General features: G+C 35.5%; 19 protein-coding genes and 1 tRNA gene. 15 read left to right on the forward strand and 5 right to left on the reverse strand.

All coding sequences use genetic code 11. The annotated features are described in order from the left end of the window. Positions 1 to 40: 40 nt before the first annotated feature. The 6 genes from FIT63_RS01330 (at position 41) to FIT63_RS01355 (ending at position 6,056) form a co-directional block, all read left to right on the forward strand. Positions 41 to 1,972, forward strand: coding sequence for a DNA repair helicase YoaA (locus FIT63_RS01330; protein WP_140006229.1), 1,932 nt, complete (start codon positions 41 to 43; stop codon positions 1,970 to 1,972). A gap of 3 nt (positions 1,973 to 1,975) precedes the next feature. Beyond that, the gene (gene tsaB / locus FIT63_RS01335) at positions 1,976 to 2,665 is read left to right on the forward strand and encodes a tRNA (adenosine(37)-N6)-threonylcarbamoyltransferase complex dimerization subunit type 1 TsaB (protein WP_140006230.1); all 690 of its coding nucleotides are present in this window, start codon (positions 1,976 to 1,978) and stop codon (positions 2,663 to 2,665) included. Continuing rightward, positions 2,652 to 3,089, forward strand: a complete 438-nt coding sequence (gene rimI, locus FIT63_RS01340; protein ID WP_140004951.1) for a ribosomal protein S18-alanine N-acetyltransferase — start codon at positions 2,652 to 2,654, stop codon at positions 3,087 to 3,089. The genes tsaB and rimI overlap by 14 nt, the downstream gene beginning before the upstream one ends. Continuing rightward, positions 3,089 to 3,604 carry a hypothetical protein gene (locus FIT63_RS01345; RefSeq protein ID WP_140006231.1) on the forward strand — a complete coding sequence of 172 codons (516 nt, stop codon included), beginning with the start codon at positions 3,089 to 3,091 and terminating at the stop codon, positions 3,602 to 3,604. Before rimI ends, FIT63_RS01345 begins: the two co-directional genes overlap by 1 nt. A gap of 16 nt (positions 3,605 to 3,620) precedes the next feature. Further along, complete coding sequence (locus FIT63_RS01350; RefSeq protein ID WP_140006232.1) at positions 3,621 to 5,345, forward strand: proline--tRNA ligase; 1,725 nt, start codon at positions 3,621 to 3,623, stop codon at positions 5,343 to 5,345. Between the two features lie 228 nt (positions 5,346 to 5,573). Further along, on the forward strand, positions 5,574 to 6,056 hold the full coding sequence (locus FIT63_RS01355) for a DUF1097 family protein (protein WP_140006233.1): 483 nt from the start codon (positions 5,574 to 5,576) through the stop codon (positions 6,054 to 6,056). Between the two features lie 43 nt (positions 6,057 to 6,099). Here the strand turns inward: FIT63_RS01355 and FIT63_RS01360 are convergent, their stop codons facing one another. The 3 genes from FIT63_RS01360 to FIT63_RS01370 are packed head-to-tail and all read right to left on the reverse strand — an operon-like array spanning position 6,100 to position 8,276. Next, positions 6,100 to 6,969 (reverse strand): hypothetical protein, encoded by an 870-nt coding sequence (locus FIT63_RS01360; RefSeq protein WP_140006234.1) that lies wholly within the window; start codon positions 6,967 to 6,969, stop codon positions 6,100 to 6,102. A 30-nt stretch (positions 6,970 to 6,999) separates the two neighbouring features. Next, the gene (gene queA / locus FIT63_RS01365) at positions 7,000 to 8,025 is read right to left on the reverse strand and encodes a tRNA preQ1(34) S-adenosylmethionine ribosyltransferase-isomerase QueA (RefSeq protein ID WP_140006235.1); all 1,026 of its coding nucleotides are present in this window, start codon (positions 8,023 to 8,025) and stop codon (positions 7,000 to 7,002) included. A gap of 59 nt (positions 8,026 to 8,084) precedes the next feature. Further along, positions 8,085 to 8,276, reverse strand: a complete 192-nt coding sequence (locus FIT63_RS01370; protein WP_189342309.1) for a DUF2970 domain-containing protein — start codon at positions 8,274 to 8,276, stop codon at positions 8,085 to 8,087. Positions 8,277 to 8,378: 102 nt separating this feature from the next. Between FIT63_RS01370 and FIT63_RS01375 the strand changes: the two genes are divergently transcribed. The 6 genes from FIT63_RS01375 to FIT63_RS01400 all read left to right on the forward strand — a co-directional run bounded on the left by FIT63_RS01375 (position 8,379) and on the right by FIT63_RS01400 (position 13,447). Further along, positions 8,379 to 8,465, forward strand: a tRNA-Leu gene (locus FIT63_RS01375). A gap of 51 nt (positions 8,466 to 8,516) precedes the next feature. Then, a complete protein-coding gene (locus tag FIT63_RS01380; protein WP_140006237.1) occupies positions 8,517 to 8,975 on the forward strand; it encodes a DUF2244 domain-containing protein in 459 nt (152 codons plus the stop codon). A gap of 104 nt (positions 8,976 to 9,079) precedes the next feature. Further along, on the forward strand, positions 9,080 to 10,240 hold the full coding sequence (coxB, locus tag FIT63_RS01385) for a cytochrome c oxidase subunit II (RefSeq protein ID WP_223259927.1): 1,161 nt from the start codon (positions 9,080 to 9,082) through the stop codon (positions 10,238 to 10,240). Between the two features lie 37 nt (positions 10,241 to 10,277). Then, the gene (ctaD, locus tag FIT63_RS01390) at positions 10,278 to 11,873 is read left to right on the forward strand and encodes a cytochrome c oxidase subunit I (RefSeq protein WP_140004956.1); all 1,596 of its coding nucleotides are present in this window, start codon (positions 10,278 to 10,280) and stop codon (positions 11,871 to 11,873) included. A 121-nt stretch (positions 11,874 to 11,994) separates the two neighbouring features. Then, the gene (locus tag FIT63_RS01395) at positions 11,995 to 12,540 is read left to right on the forward strand and encodes a cytochrome c oxidase assembly protein (protein ID WP_140004957.1); all 546 of its coding nucleotides are present in this window, start codon (positions 11,995 to 11,997) and stop codon (positions 12,538 to 12,540) included. A 34-nt stretch (positions 12,541 to 12,574) separates the two neighbouring features. Continuing rightward, complete coding sequence (locus FIT63_RS01400) at positions 12,575 to 13,447, forward strand: cytochrome c oxidase subunit 3 (protein ID WP_140006239.1); 873 nt, start codon at positions 12,575 to 12,577, stop codon at positions 13,445 to 13,447. Between the two features lie 44 nt (positions 13,448 to 13,491). Here FIT63_RS01400 and FIT63_RS01405 read toward each other — a convergent pair whose 3' ends face one another. Beyond that, entirely contained in the window at positions 13,492 to 13,710 is a 219-nt protein-coding gene (locus tag FIT63_RS01405; protein ID WP_139866998.1) for a twin transmembrane helix small protein, read from the reverse strand. A gap of 26 nt (positions 13,711 to 13,736) precedes the next feature. Here FIT63_RS01405 and FIT63_RS01410 point away from each other — a divergent pair, with 26 nt between their 5' ends. Further along, complete coding sequence (locus FIT63_RS01410; protein ID WP_189342311.1) at positions 13,737 to 14,474, forward strand: SURF1 family protein; 738 nt, start codon at positions 13,737 to 13,739, stop codon at positions 14,472 to 14,474. Positions 14,475 to 14,581: 107 nt separating this feature from the next. Beyond that, positions 14,582 to 15,058, forward strand: coding sequence for an SCO family protein (locus FIT63_RS01415; protein WP_140006241.1), 477 nt, complete (start codon positions 14,582 to 14,584; stop codon positions 15,056 to 15,058). On the opposite strand, the gene FIT63_RS01420 is transcribed toward FIT63_RS01415, so the two are convergent. Further along, the gene (locus FIT63_RS01420) at positions 15,059 to 15,553 is read right to left on the reverse strand and encodes a peroxiredoxin family protein (protein WP_140004962.1); all 495 of its coding nucleotides are present in this window, start codon (positions 15,551 to 15,553) and stop codon (positions 15,059 to 15,061) included. Between the two features lie 90 nt (positions 15,554 to 15,643). Between FIT63_RS01420 and FIT63_RS01425 the strand changes: the two genes are divergently transcribed. Further along, entirely contained in the window at positions 15,644 to 16,621 is a 978-nt protein-coding gene (locus FIT63_RS01425) for a COX15/CtaA family protein (RefSeq protein ID WP_140006242.1), read from the forward strand. Position 16,622: the final 1 nt, after the last annotated feature.

The raw sequence follows: 16,622 nt of genomic DNA on the forward strand, positions 1-16,622 counted from the left end.
TGAAATCACAGTTTCATCTGCATGAGATAATCATAAAATCATGAATGGACTATTTATCAAACAATTTTTTAGTGAAAAAGGCGAGCTATCTCAAAGCATTAAAGATTATCGTGTGAGACAGGAGCAGGTCGACATCTCAGTATTGATTGATGTAGCGATCACAAATAAAAAAAAATTAATTGTCGAGGCGGGAACAGGTATCGGTAAAACTTTTGCATACCTTGTGCCAGCGTTTTTGTCCGGTGGAAAAATTATTATTTCTACGGCTACCAAAAATCTTCAGGATCAGTTATTCACTAAAGATATTCCTATGATTAGGGATGCATTAAAAGTACCTGTGACCTTAGCCATGCTCAAAGGCCGATCAAATTATCTATGCCATTTGCGATTAGAAAACGCCATGATTGAGGGCGCTTTTATGACCAAAGAAGACGTCACCTATTTACATCTCGTTAACCAGCATGCAAAACACAGTGAAGATGGCGATCGAGCCGAATTAGATACCATTCCGGAAAGCTCTTCTATATGGCCCCAAGTGACCTCTACTAAGGAAAATTGTTTAGGTCAGGATTGCAGTTTTTATAAAGAGTGCTTTGTCATGAATGCGAGAAAAAAAGCATTAACCGCAGACGTTACGATTGTGAACCACCATTTATTTTTTGCCGACCTTAATATGAAAGAAGAAGGTATATCCGAACTTCTTCCAAAAGCTACGACAGTCATTTTTGATGAAGCGCACCAGATACCTGACATTGCTTCTATTTTTTTTGGAAAAAATATTTCAACAGGCCAAATCAGTGAGATTGTTCAAGATGGTTATCAGCTTTATTTAAAATATATGAAAGATATTTCAGATTTTGAACCGATTTTAAATGATCTCGAAAAAGCAAATAAAGATTTTAGACTAGTCTTTCCAAGAGAGTCTAATCGATACCCCTATCAAAAGATTTCTTCTTTTAATCGATTCGAATCTAGCTATCAAGAGCTGAGTGAAAAACTCAAAAAAACGATTGAATTATTAGCGCTCCATAAAGATAGGGATACGGAGATCGAAAAGTATTTTGATAGGACTAATGAAATAGCCTCAAGCTTTGATGGTTGGCTCGAGGATAAAGATAACAACTCAATTAAATGGGTTGAGGTTTATTCGCAGTCCGTTCAACTTAATAATACGCCGTTATCTATTGCTGATATGTTTGCAAAACATATTAATAATGAATCTACTTCATGGATCTTTACATCAGCAACACTTGCTGTAAAAACTAATTTTGATCATTTCAAAAACCAACTAGGTTTAATGAATGCAGATTCAGTCTCTAAAGAGAGCCCATTTAATTACACAGAAAAAGCTTTACTCTTCGTTCCCAAAGCAATGCCGGAGGCCAATCACGAGAACTTTAATTTCGCAGTTGTGAATCAAATTTACCCTTTCATTAAAGCAAGTAAGGGCAGAGCGTTTATCTTATGTACGACATTAAAATCGATGCGGGAAATATTTACACTACTTCAAGACAAAATTGAAACAGATCAATTAGATTATCCAATCTACCTTCAAGGGGATGGCTCAAGAAATCATCTTTTAAATAAGTTTAGAGAACACGGTCACGCTATCCTTATAGGTTCCTTAAGTTTTTGGGAGGGCGTAGATGTAAAGGGCGACGCTTTATCATTGGTGGTAATAGATAAATTACCATTTTTTTCGCCAGAGGATCCCGTTCTTGCTGCGAGAATTGATAAAATCAACCAAAGTGGCAAGAATGCTTTTATGGAATATCAACTGCCTAACGCAGTTATTACTTTAAAACAGGGCGCAGGTCGATTAATAAGGGATGAGTTTGATAAGGGCGTTCTTGTGATATGCGATACAAGGGTTATTGATAAAGCTTATGGAAAAAGAATGTGGCAGAGTTTACCCCCTTTCGCTCGAACGCGAGACGATTTAGAAGTCATCCAGTTTCTAGAAAAAATTTAATTTATGAAAATTTTATCCTTAGATACCTCTACTGAATATATGTCTTTAGGTTTGAAGATTGATGAAGATTTTTATTCTATCAATATCAAGGCTGGGCAGAGTCATTCAGAAATTGTCTTACCAGAAATAAAAAAATTATTAAGCGAACATCAATTAACGACAAAAGATCTTGATGCTATAGCATTTGGTAGAGGGCCAGGCTCATTTACAGGTATAAGAATTGCCTGCGGTATCTCATATGGAATAGGTTATGGTGCGTCGATCCCAGTCATTGGTGTTAATAATCTTTTGGCGCTTGCTGATAGCTCGGGCAAAAATAAAGTGATTAGTAGTATTGATGCCAGAATGGGTGAAATATATTTAGGTGCTTATATAAAAGATAGTGAAACATTTTCAAAACCCATCGTCGAAGGGGTTTATAAGCCCCATGAATTACCTCAGCTTATAGAATCAGGCTGGACCTTGATTGGCAATGCAATCGAAACATATGAAAAAGAAATGAAAGATCATTTTGGCCAACAGATAGATGATCTTATAAACGGCCCATACGAAGTGGTCGAATCTATTTCAAAACTTGCAAAAACTTCCATTAAAAATAAAGCATTCGAGATGATTAATGCCGAGCCTGTTTACTTAAGAAATAAAGTTGCCTTCACCACAGAAGAGCGAAAAGCATTTAATGCAATTCAGTAACTTTAAGGAGCATGATTTAAGTGCAATTGAATTGATTGAAAATGAAGTTCATGCCTACCCTTGGACGCGAGGTAATTTTTTAGATTCAATAAAATCAAGCCACACATGTTTGATGATGAAGCTCAATGAAGAAATTATAGGCTTCTCAGTCATGATGTTTGTATTAGACGAATGTCATCTGCTTAATATGAGTATAAAAAAAAGTATGCAAAAAAAAGGCTATGGGTCACATTTTCTTAAAGAAATGATTCAACGGGCAAGGTTAGCTCATTCGAAAACAATTTATCTTGAAGTGAGGATATCCAATCATGCTGCCATTCATTTATATGACAAATATGGATTTAATGAAATGAGCATCAGAAAAGACTATTATCGTGCTAAAGAGGGGCGGGAAGATGCAGTGTTAATGGGGCTCGTAATTTGATGGATGCTGATTATAAAAAAAGAATCTTAAAAGAGCTTGAATTATTTCCTTTGTGGAAGGAAAAAAACAAGCCCAATAACGAACTTCTTTTAAATACAGATTTAAAGCCTATTGAGGCTGATGTATTTTTTGCATTCAAAATTAATTACACAGAAGGGTCCTTATTACTTTTGAGTCAAAATTTCGCATCGGGAACGAAAGAGATTGCTCAAGACTTGTTTTTAAATATTGCAAAATTTATTTCAACGACGATAGGCATAGACACATTCCAAAAGAGTCATTTATTAACGCTCACTAAAGATCAATTAAGTGAGCTTTGTTTGAAGACCCCCCTAAAGCATGTATTAGCTTTTGGATTAAATAATGATTTGTTTGAAGAATACAAAACAAATGTTTTGATGAATAATGTCACTATGAACATTAAGCATACAGTTGATATTAATCATTTACTGCAAAACCCAAAAGATAAGAAATTGGTTTGGGAAAATATTTTAGATTTAATAAAAGCTTTTTAAATAAGAAAGAACATAAATGCTCGCATCAAAATTTTATATTTCAACCCTAAAAGAGGCGCCTTCAGAAGCTGAGCTTATCAGTCATAAGCTTATGATTCGCGCAGGCTTTATTAAGCGCCTAGGCTCAGGCTTGTATTCTTGGATGCCACTTGGTCTAAAAGTATTAAGAAAAATTGAAGCTATTGTGAGAACTGAAATGAACCAGGCTGGAGCGGTGGAGCTATTAATGCCAGCTATCCAACCATCCGAATTATGGGAAGAGACAGGTCGATGGGAGCTTTTCGGTCCACAGATGTTAAAGATTAAAGATCGCCATGATCGAAATTTTTGTTTTGGACCGACACATGAGGAAGTCATCACAGATATCGCCAGAAAAGAAATTAATAGTTACAAGCAGTTACCTATTAATTTCTACCAGATTCAAATGAAATTTAGAGATGAGATTAGACCTCGTTTCGGTGTGATGCGTGCCCGCGAGTTTCTTATGAAAGACGCCTATTCTTTCCATGCATCAAAAACTTCATTGCAAGAAACCTATGACGCGATGTATCAGGCCTATACCAATATTTTTAATAAGATAGGCCTTCAGTTTAGAGCAGTGAAAGCCGATACCGGAGCTATTGGAGGAGACGGGTCTCATGAGTTTCATGTCTTAGCTGATTCTGGAGAAGATGCGATCGCATATAGCTCGGTATCTAACTACGCCGCTAATATTGAATTAGCAGAGGCTATTCTGCAAGATGATAAAAGACCAGATGCAAAAGAGTCGATGGTTAAATTTGATACGCCGAAACAAACAACATGTGATGACGTAGCAAAGTTAATCGGAGCCTCTATTCAAAAGACAGTCAAAACAATAGCACTCATCAACCAAACCAATGAGGTGAATGAGTTTTTCTTGGTCCTTATCCGTGGCGACCATGAGCTTAATGAGGTTAAATTAACTAAAGTTAAGGGTTTTGAGAATTTCCGTTTTGCAACAGAAGAGGAAGTAAAAGACCACCTTAAATGCCCACCTGGATTCATAGGACCTGTAGGAGTTAAATCTTCTATAAAAATTATGGCAGACAAGTCCGTTAGTATTTTGTCTGATTTTATCTGCGGCGCAAACGAACCTAAGCTTCACTTAAGGGGTGTTAATTTTGTGCGAGATGTCTCAGAGCCAATACTTTATGCGGATTTGAGAAAAGTAGTTGAAGGCGACGTGAGTCCAGACAATCAAGGAACACTTCAAATATGTAGGGGGATTGAAGTGGGGCACATTTTTCAGTTGGGCAATAAGTACTCTAAAGCGATGAAGGCAGAATATTTAGATGAAAATGGCCAGACCCAAACTTTAGAGATGGGTTGCTATGGTATCGGGGTGTCACGCATTGTAGCTGCTGCAATTGAGCAATCTCACGATGACAAGGGTATTGTTTTCCCCATTAATATTGCTCCTTTCGAGGTAGTTATTGCGCCTATAGGTTACGACAAAAGCATTGAAGTTAAAGCTTCGGCACATAAAATTTATGACGCCCTTCGGGCAATAGGAGTGGACGTCTTGCTGGATGATCGAGGAGAACGCCCAGGCATTATGTTTGCCGAGATGGAATTGATAGGCATTCCTTATAGAGTCGTTATTGGTGACCGTAATTTAAAAGAAGGTAAAGTCGAGTTTCAAGGTCGATTGGATCAAGAATCTAAGTTAGTTGATGAATATCAAATAGTTAAAGAAATTAAATCTTTGATAGCCCCCTAAAAATGTAATCAATTTATCTATAAGTATATGATTTAATTGAGATATTTGTGTCAAGCATTTATTACAAAATAATTACAATTAAGGGGTGTATTTATTAAAAAAAAGGTTTAATATTCGGCAAGTAGTTAGTAATCGATGACCTGGAAGACAAGGCCCAATTGAGAACTAAGTGCTCAAGTACTATAGCTCTTTGATGTAAATATACAGTCAACTAACTTAGGAGATGTTATGTCGAAATCATTAGCGTTAGCAATCAGTGTTGGTGTAGTAGCAGGTCTTTGGACTTTCCTCGGAAGTGGGTATCTCAGCTTTGCAAGTATCGCGATTGGTTTTATAGCTTGGGCTGCTTCTGGCCTAGTTGGCAAATCAGACGCAATGCAAAAAACAGTTATCGGAATGACGTTCGGCGCAATTATTGCATCAGTTGCAGTTTATTTAGCGGGTGTTGAGTTGCCGCTTTTAGGCGCAAACATTGCAGTAGGCGTTGGTGTAGCAGCACTCATTCTTGTATTGGTTGCTGATAAGGTGTCTCAAGTTGCTAATGTTGGCGTAAATGTTTTAGGTTTTGCGTCAGCTTTCACACTATCACCAAGCGCAGCTAGTATCGGTGCAATGGATTTATCTAATCCAGTAGCTATTGTTTTAGTCTCTAGTATCTTGGGCGTAGTTGCAGGTAATTTAGCAGGAAGACTTGCGGCTGCAATTAAATAATTGTTTAAATGAAGTAAAAACGCACCCCTTGGGGTGCGTTTTTTTATTTGGAGTTGCTAGAAACTTTAAATCCATAATAGGTTCCGAATTCACCTTCAGATTCGTTATATATAAAGAATAGATTGTTTGTGTAACCAAGACCATTGTAATGATTGTGAGCTCTCAACTTTATATCTTTTGGCAAAGTAGATTTACCAACATATTTGCCCTTAGCATTAAAAATTAATACCGCCTTATGGTCCACGTCTAGAATAGCTAGCTCTTCTCCATCAATGCTCGTTGCCGCAATAAAGTTATCGCTTAAGTCGTCAAATGTGACACCTGCTGATTTAAGATCTAGATTAATTTCCCCTACCTTATTCCCATCATTTGCATCAATAACGATTACTCTGTCACTCCTTTTTTGTTTAGCAAAGTAATGATTCTTTTTGGAGTCAAAAGAAGGCATCGTAGCCGAATCGCCAAACGCTGGATTAAAGCTAGACACTTCTTTAGATGTACCTTTTAAATTACCCTGTGGATCAAGGTCTAGAGAAAATATACCTGTGTTAGGTGCGAAGCCAGCTTCGCTCGAAATATTATAAGTGATGGTTGTAAGCTGGAAGGTTGCTTCATTATAAAAAATGGAGCGATTATCAAACCCTGCTTGTGTCGAAGCCAAGTACTTTCCAGACTGATCATAAGTATGAATAAGCGATTTAGAGATAGGCGCTTCGGTTTCAGAGCCTAAGGGAGCTAGGCCACCATCGGCGATGTAATATTTTTTTTGCCCTGGAATAAAAGCCACCGTCATAGGTCGTGTGGTGGGTTTCTTGGCGAGTGTAATCTTAACTTCTGATTTTGCTTCGGGAAGGACGTCCGCATAAATTACATAATTAAATGTTAAAAAACATAGCGAAATAATAATTTTCATAGATCTATCTTTATAAAGTTGGTTATTAATTTAAGACCGCTCAATAAATGTAGCGTCGCCATAGCTAAAGAAGCGATATTCATTTTTAATAGCGTGCTGATATAGTTTCTTCATGGTATCACTTCCACTAAAAGCCGAGACTAAAATAAATAGGGTGCTTTTAGGTAAATGGAAGTTGGTGAGTAATGCATCCACAATTTTAAATGTATAGCCCGGTTTAATAAAGATAGAAGTTTCTTTAAATCCAGACTGAATCGTTTCCTCAGAAAATTTACTTTCAAGCGCTCTTAAAACAGTGGTACCGATTGCAATTATCCTGCCATTCTTCGACTTGGCGTCATCAATCATTTGAATAGTTTTATCAGGCACATTAAAAGATTCGCTATGCATTTGATGGTGATCCAGATCATTTTCTCTGACAGGTTGAAAAGTGCCAGCGCCAACATGCAGCGTTAGAAAAGTATATTTAATTTTTTTATCATTTAAGGCCTTAAAGATTTCATCTGTAAAATGGAGTCCAGCTGTTGGCGCTGCAACGGCACCGGACTCTTTCGCATAGATCGTTTGGTATCTGTTTTCATCGGATTTATCTGCACTTCTTTCAATGTAAGGGGGTAAGGGGATATGACCATATTTTTCGAGTATGTCGTAACTGGATAAATTTGAATCAAATTCAATATAAAAAAGATCGTTTTCTTTTCTTACAACCTTAACTGATACGTCTTCATTGACCTCAAAGATAGTGCCATCAAATATTTTTTTTGATGTTTTTAAGTGCGCGAGCGCATGATGGTTATTCAAGATACGCTCAATCATGATTTCAACTTTTCCACCTGTGATTTTTTTTCCAAATAACCTCGCTTTAATCACACGTGTATCGTTGAAAATTAAAAGATCATTCGTATTTAATAAATCAACAAAGTCTACAAACTTTTTATCGCTGAATAACTTTGTATTTTTATTTAAAACAAGAAGTCGACTTGAATCCCTTTTTTGAAGAGGGGCTTGGGCAATAAGATGGTGGGGTAGATCAAAATCAAATTCTTCAATTAGCATAGAATATTTATGCGTTTAACATTTTAAGAGGAGTTTTTTAAATGATCTAAATATTGAAATTATTTAATAAGATTTAAAATAAAATTTACTAAAATTGCAAGCGTTAATAGCAAAAGAATAGCCACTAAAAAACCTATAATGAGAAAGTACTTTATTCCATGTTTTTCAACAAAAGCATCATCCTGAGAAAGTTTTCTATTATTTGAGATACCGAAAAAAGCAGATAGGATAGATTTAATGATATTGAGCAAAGTCTTTGTCCTTATATTAAGGTTTAAATTCATTCAATTTTAATATAGTTATCAGATATAAGCCGATATTATCTATAATGATAAGCGTATAAGCCTCTAGAGGCCGGGATGGCGGAATTGGTAGACGCACGGGACTCAAAATCCCGCGCTAGTAATAGCGTGCGAGTTCGATTCTCGCTCCCGGCACCATAAATTATAAATTTTTGGAATTTTTTTCTTTTAAGTACGTCAAGAGAAAATATGATTCAAATCAAAAAATTAAAAAAAGGTAACTTAGACGAATTTATTCTTCGTCCGAACCCATCTATGCCTTGGAAATTGATTAAAAAAATATACCTTTTTTTCTTTATTTTTATCCTCATAATTTCCTCAATACTCTGCTACTTTAGGTTATATCTAGCGATTCCTTTTTACGGCATTGAAGTGCTTTTGCTTGGATATGCCTTATATTTCACTTGTCTTAAAAGTACTTTTTACCAAATTATTAGAATCAGTTCCCGCTTAATTGAAATTAAAACTATCCAAGGAAAAAAAATAATTAAAGAGGAATTTAATCGAGATTGGAGTAAATTTAGACTTGTGACAACATATTTCAATAGGCCTAGCTATATTGTAATAAGTTCTCAGGGGAAAAATACTCGTATCGGAGATTTTCTATGCGAAAGTGAGCGTTTAGAGTTATTTAAAAAAATCTCATGATTACAATTTTTCGTATTGATTTTAAAAAAACCTACTGATAACATGACCTACAGAAAATTTTCAGTAAATATAGAACATTCGACTTTCACGGTAAGGGATATTAAATGCATTTGAATAAAAGTATGGTTAGATTTTTATCGAATTTCACAGTTATCTTGTCGGCATTATTCTTATTAAGCCCCGATGTATTGCATGCTGATTGGGGTATGAATATGACACAAGGAGCAACTCCTATAAGCCACGATGTTTATAATATGCATATGACTTCTCTATATGTTGTTACAGTCATTGGTATTTTAGTTTTTGGTGTGATGTTTTGGTCTATATTCCATCATCGGAAGTCTAAAGGAGTAAAACCAGCAAAATTTTCTCACAGCACAACTGTTGAAATAATTTGGACTCTTATACCTTTTGCTATCATTGTTGCATTAGCAATACCTGCAACTAAACTTCTTGCAAGGATGGACGACACTTCAAAATCTGAAATCACTATTAAAGCAACAGGTTATCAATGGAAATGGAAATACGACTACATAGATGAGGACTTAACTATTTATAGTAATTTGGCTTCTGATAGTGTTGATGCTAGCCAAAAGAATTCAGGTATTGATCCAAAGACTGCTGATAACTACTTACGAAATACTGATACAGCTCTTGTACTGCCTGTTGGTAAAAAAATTAGAATTATGACAACAGCAAGCGATGTTATTCATGCATGGTGGGTGCCTGATTTAGGCTGGAAGAGAGATGCTATTCCAGGATTCATTAATGACAACTGGACGGTAATTAATAAAGAAGGTGTTTATCGTGGCCAGTGCGCTGAAATTTGCGGCAAAGGACATGGATATATGCCTATTGTAGTAAAGGCTGTTCCAGAAAAACAATACTTAGCTTGGGTTCAAGAAACAAAACTTGCATTAAAATCTAAAAAAGATAGTGGCGATAAAGAGCTGTCAATGGATGAGTTAAAATCTAAAGGTGAAGCGGTTTATAAAGCCAATTGTCTAGCTTGTCATCAAGCAAATGGACAAGGTATTAAAGGGGTTTTTCCATCAATTGATGGCAGTCCTCTTGCAAACCTAAAGGAAAATATACCAGCTCATATTCATCAAGTTATCTATGGCAAGGGAAATATGCCAGCTTTTGGCGAGCAACTATCGGACACTGATATTGCCTCAGCAGTTACTTTCACAAGAAATAATTGGGGTAATAAAACAGGCGATATTATTCAGCCTAAAGATGTTGCAGCTGGCAGAAAGAAATAATTTTAAATTTAATTTTTTAATTTAGGAAGATTTAAGAATGAGTACAATAGCACACGCCGATCACGATCATCACGATCATAAGCCCACAGGCATTAAACGTTGGTTATTTTCAACAAACCATAAAGACATAGGTACGATGTACTTAGTTTTTTCATTGATCATGTTCTTTATTGGCGGATCGATGGCAATGGTTATTCGTGCAGAGTTATTTCAACCAGGACTTCAGTTTGTAGACCCACAATTCTACAACTCAATGGTAACTGTGCATGCCCTAGTAATGATTTTCGGAGCTGTGATGCCCGCTGGTGTTGGCCTTGCTAATTGGATGATACCTATTATGATTGGAGCTCCGGACATGGCTCTTCCTCGTATGAATAATATGAGTTTTTGGATTATGCCTTTTGCTTTTGCACTTCTTTTAGGTACTTTATTTATGGAAGGTGGAGCCCCTGCAGGCGGATGGACAATGTATCCACCTCTTGTGCTTCAAACAGGAAAAGCATTTCCGTACTTAATATTTGCAGTTCATTTCCTAGGTATCTCTTCTATCATGGGTGCAATTAATATCATTGCAACAGTCTTTAATATGAGAGCGCCAGGTATGACATTGATGAGATTACCTTTGTTTGTCTGGACTTGGGTGATCACAGCCTTTTTATTAATTGCGTCTATGCCAGTTTTAGCGGGCGCTGTGACAATGCTACTAACAGATAAATATTTTGGTACAAGCTTTTTTAATGCTGCCGGTGGCGGTGACCCAGTATTGTTCCAGCACATTTTCTGGTTCTTCGGACATCCCGAAGTTTATATTTTAGCCCTGCCAGCTTTCGGAATCGTATCTCAAATTATCCCGACTTTTGCTCGTAAGCCACTTTTCGGATATGCATCTATGGTTTACGCAACAGCATCAATTGCAATTCTTTCTTTCTTTGTATGGGCGCATCACATGTTTACAGTTGGGCTTCCTATCAACGGCGAATTATTTTTCATGTACGCAACAATGTTAATTGCTGTTCCTACGGGCGTTAAAGTATTTAACTGGGTAGCAACAATGTGGAAGGGGGCTATGACATTTGAGACCCCTATGCTATTTGCGCTAGCCTTTGTGATTTTATTTACAATCGGAGGCTTCTCAGGTCTTATGCTAGGTATTACGCCAGTTGACTTCCAGTATCATGACACTTACTTTGTTGTAGCTCATTTCCATTACGTCTTACTAACAGGCGCAGTATTTGCCCTTATGGCCTCTGTTTATTATTGGCTTCCTAAATGGACTGGCAATATGTATGACGAGAAATTAGCTAAGGTACATTTCTGGTTATCAACCATTTTTGCAAATGTACTTTTCTTTCCACAGCACTTTTTAGGTTTAGCCGGTATGCCAAGAAGAATTCCAGATTACAGTGTTCAGTTTGCAGATTTTAATATGGTTTCAAGCCTTGGCGGTTTTGCTTACGGCATTTCACAGTTGTTATTTGTATACATAGTTATCAAATGTGTCCTAGGCGGCAAAAAAGCTACAGGCCAAGTTTGGGAAGGCGCACGCGGTTTGGAGTGGACATTGAGCTCACCTCCGCCATACCATTCATTCACTAAGCCACCAAAAGTCACAAAAGCTTTAATGGACTATTGATGGTAAAAAAAGCATTTCAAAATAATAATGAATTAGTTAAAAAAAGAAATAAACGATTAGCATTGATTTTAGGCTTAGTTGCTTTTTCTTTTTACGTAGGGTTTCTTCTAAGCAATATGAAATGATTAAATTTGGCGGCATTAAGCGAACAACTGTTTATTTAACGCTGCTCACAGTTGTAATGTTTGGTTTTGGTTATGCGCTTGTGCCGCTATATGATGTTTTTTGCGAAGTCACCGGATTGAATGGAAAGACAGGACGTATTTATAATGCAGAAGCTTCAAAATTAGTTGTAGATGATCAACGGCTCGTCACCATTCAGTTTGATTCAAATATAAATGGTAATTTAGCTTGGAAATTAAAAGCGGATCAAAAGTTTTTAAAGGTTAATCCCGGTAAATTTTATGTTGTAACCTATACCGTTGAAAATATGATTAATGAAGAAATTATTGGGCAAGCTATACCAAGTGTTACGCCTCAAATTGCCTCACTTTATTTAAAAAAGTCAGAGTGTTTTTGTTTTAGGAATCAAGTATTGAAGCCTGGTGAGAAAAAACAACTTACTGTAAGATTTGAAGTAGATAAAGACATTCCTAAAAATGTGGAATCACTGACTCTTTCATATACTTTTTTTAGAGCTTTGAAAGATGACAAAAAAGCAAGTTAAGTAGCATTAATAAATTAATAATTAAGGAAATATTATGGCAAGTAAAGATATCTATTTTGTTCCTGAATCAAGCAAATGGCCTATAGTAGGTAGCCTTGCTCTGTTTACTCTGTTTGTAGGTTCAGCAATGTTATTAAATCAATCGCCCAATGCAAAATATGTATTTATTGTAGGCATAGCAGCAGTAATTTATATGTTTGCAGGATGGTTTTCAAATGTGATAGCTGAAAGCCTTGCAGGAAAATATAATAAACAAGTAGATATTAGTTTCAGAATGGGTATGGGGTGGTTTATTCTCTCAGAAGTTATGTTTTTTGCAGCTTTTTTTGGCGCTCTATTTTACGCTCGCGTTTTATCTGTGCCTTGGCTTGGTGGAGAAGGTCATGGAGTAGTAACGCACCAGTTTTTATGGCCAGCATTTAAAGCTTCATGGCCTATGTCAGTGATGCCAAATCCAGCCAATTTCACTGTTCATAAAGATACTATCCCGGCATTTGGCTTGCCCGCAGTTAATACCTTGATACTTTTAATAAGTGGGGTGACAGTTACATTTGCTCATTGGGCTTTAAAAAAAGCACAAAGAAATTATCTTAATATCTGGCTTGCTACTACGGTCGCATTAGGTGCATTATTTGTGTACTTGCAAGCAACCGAGTATCACCATGCCTATACCGAATTAAGTTTAAAGCTTAGTTCCGGTATATATGGATCTACATTTTTCTTGCTTACAGGATTCCATGGTTTTCATGTAACGATGGGAGCTGTTATGTTAGCAGTGATTCTATTGAGATCAATTAAAGGACATTTTACAAATCATGATCATTTTGCTTTTGAGGCTGTCGCTTGGTATTGGCACTTTGTGGATGTGGTTTGGCTAGGATTATTTATATTTGTATATTGGCTTTAAGCTAGCAGATTTTAAAAGCGCTATATTGATAGCGCTTTTTTATTTTACATGCCATGAGGGTGAATCAGGCCAGAATAAAATCCATAAAAAAGCAAGAAGAATAAAAGAAGAGAAAGTCCAACTCTAAAGGAAAGTGAAGTTACCATTCTGTTAGAATTCTTTTTTTTATCTTTGATTAGAAAGAAAAGCCCACCCGAAAGGGATAGAAGTATAAATAATAGAATTGCTATTACAAGAATCTTAAATAATAATTCACCGCTCATAAAATAACCTTGCCTTCAATATAATTTTGAAATTTTCAGTCTATAACATCAGTTTTAATTATAAGTTATTACCTAGCCTGGCATTTATTATATTTTTTATTTTTTTTATTAAATTAGGGTTTTGGCAGCTGGATCGTGCCGATCAAAAAAAGATAATTAATATGGCATTTGTCGAAAGACAAAATCAATCGCCAATACAATTAAATAAAGAAACTATCCAAATGCCAATAAAAGATATTATTTGGCATCGCGTTTCTATGAGGGGGGAGTTTTTAAATGATAAGAATATTATTCTAGACAATCAAATTGTTCAAGAAAAAGCAGGTTTTTTAATTTACACCCCTTTTAAGATTTTAGATTCTAATAAAGTTATCTTAATTAATAGGGGTTGGTATCCTCTCAGTAATTCTAGAAAAGATATTCCTAATATACCCCCTATCAAAGAGATACAAACAATTGAAGGTGAAATTAGTCAAATGCCCTCTTCTGGTATTTCACTGGGTAAAGTTATAACTGAAAAATTAGATGAATCGTCTTTTAGGCTTCAGAAGATGGACTATGAGGTTTTAAGTTCTTTAATAAGCAAAGATTTAATGAGATATGTTGTTAAACTCAAAAATCCTATTTTTGATAAGACTTATGTTTTAGACTCAGGTATGCCAGTTCCTGACAGCGATAAAAATTATGGTTATGCATTTCAGTGGTTTGCGATGGCATTTACTCTTTTCATTATTTTTATAAGACTAGGTGTAAAAAAGAAATGAAATTAAGCAATATTTTTAAGTCACGGCTAAAACTAATCGGCATTGTATTGCTATTTTTTATGCCTGTAATTTATGCGTGGTATTTAGTTTTTTTTACAAATTTCAAAATGAATTCAAAGGGAGTCGAGCATGGACTCTTAATTAGTCCAATCATTCAGATTGGTGATTTCAAATTATATGAGCCGATTAGCAGTCAAATGCACGAATTACTCGGCAAATGGACATTAGTTTCATTCGTAGAAAATAAATGTGAAAAGGTGTGTGAATTCCAACTATATGAATTAAGACAAATTTGGCTTGCATTAGGTAAAGATGGCAATAAAATTCAAAGGCTAGCTATAGCCAAAGATAAAAATTTAATTTCGTCCGAACAGATTAAATTGAGCCAAGGCCAGCTTTTGCTTAAAGATGATACTGACTTAAAAGATAGAATAAAGAGTCGCTTTAAATCTTATCCAAACTTTGATAACGAGTCTATTTACCTTATCGATCCTTACGGTAATTTGATGATGCAGTATAAAAAAGGAACAAATCCATCTGGAATAATCAAAGATCTAGAACGATTAATAAGAATTTCAAAATAATTAGGAATTAAGATGCTTTTTCAAAAGAGCATTTAATTTATTAAAATCTAACTCACCTATGACTTTATCAATGATTTTCCCATTTTTATCAATAAGTATTGAAGTTGGCGTAAGGCGAATGTTTTCAAATGATCGTGCAATTTGACCATTAACGTCTAACACAACAGGGAAGGGTATTTTATTTTTTTGCGTAAAGTTTAAGACCTGATTTGGCGGGTCATAACTCATAGATATAGCAATAATTTCTAAACCTTGCCCTTTGAATTGATTGTAAGTAGCAACTAGACCCGGCATTTCTTTGATGCAGCCTGGACAATCGGTTGCCCAAAAGTTAATAATTGTGAAATTATTTTTAACTTGATAAAGCTTGATAGCTTCACCAGTGATTGAAGTAACTGCAATTTCTGGAACTTTTTTATTTGTAGTTAATAACAAAAAAAATAAGACCAGAAGAGTTAATAAAACGAGCAACAGCCAGATAGATTTTTTTGCCATAATTGGGTGAATGTTATAATTCTTGCAAATTAGAGGAATTATTTCCCTTTAGTCTAATCGATATTAATATAAATTTATAGAAATTTAATTATGAATCTTTTTAAAAAAATTACCTTATTTACAACAGTTATGACATTTTGTTTAATTGTTTTAGGGGCCTATGTAAGGCTAGCGGATGCTGGTTTAGGTTGCCCAGACTGGCCAGGCTGTTTTGGAACACTAACTGTTCCAGAAAGCCAACTGGCTATTGAAAAAGCCCAGCATACTTTTCCAGGTCAAGTTATAGAAAATGACAAGGCTTGGAAAGAGATGGTTCATAGATATGTGGCAGGCCTATTGGGGCTTTTAATTTTAACAATTGGGTATTTAGCTTATAAAAATAAAAAATCTCTAAAAGTGAGTATCCTTGCTCCCTTTAGCCTTCTGGGCATTGTATTTTTTCAAGCTATGTTAGGAATGCTTACAGTTACACTCTTACTCAAGCCTATTATTGTAAGTGCCCATTTAATAGGCGGTATGACAACCTTAGCTTTACTTACATATATAAGTTACGAACATTACAACGAAAATTCAAAATTAATTCTAAAGCAAAGCATAATTTTTTATATGGCAAGGTTTGGCTTTATTTTGATTTTTATGCAAATTTTTTTAGGTGGCTGGACTAGCACTAATTATGCTGGTCTCGCTTGCACAGACTTTCCAACCTGCCATGGACAATGGATCCCTGATATGGACTTTAAGAATGCGTTTAATATTTTTAGAGATTTAGGTCAAACTTCTGAAGGGACTCCAATCAGTCTTAACGCTTTACAAGCAATTCAGTGGGTTCACAGAATAGGCGCTATAACTTTAGTTATTTATTTTGGCTATTTATCATATGCATTAATGAAATATAAACAATTGAGATCTGAGGCGATGTTGTTATTAGCTATATTAGCAGCCCAATTTATTATAGGAGTTGCTAACTTGATTCTTCATCTCCCAATGGTTTTAGCTGTTAGTCACAATCTAACAGCAGCTTTACTGGTCGTCATAATAACAATAATAAATGCAAAAATTAAAAAATAAT

The sequence above is a fragment of the Candidatus Methylopumilus planktonicus genome (assembly GCF_006364715.1).
GTDB classification, from domain to species: domain Bacteria; phylum Pseudomonadota; class Gammaproteobacteria; order Burkholderiales; family Methylophilaceae; genus Methylopumilus; species Methylopumilus planktonicus_A.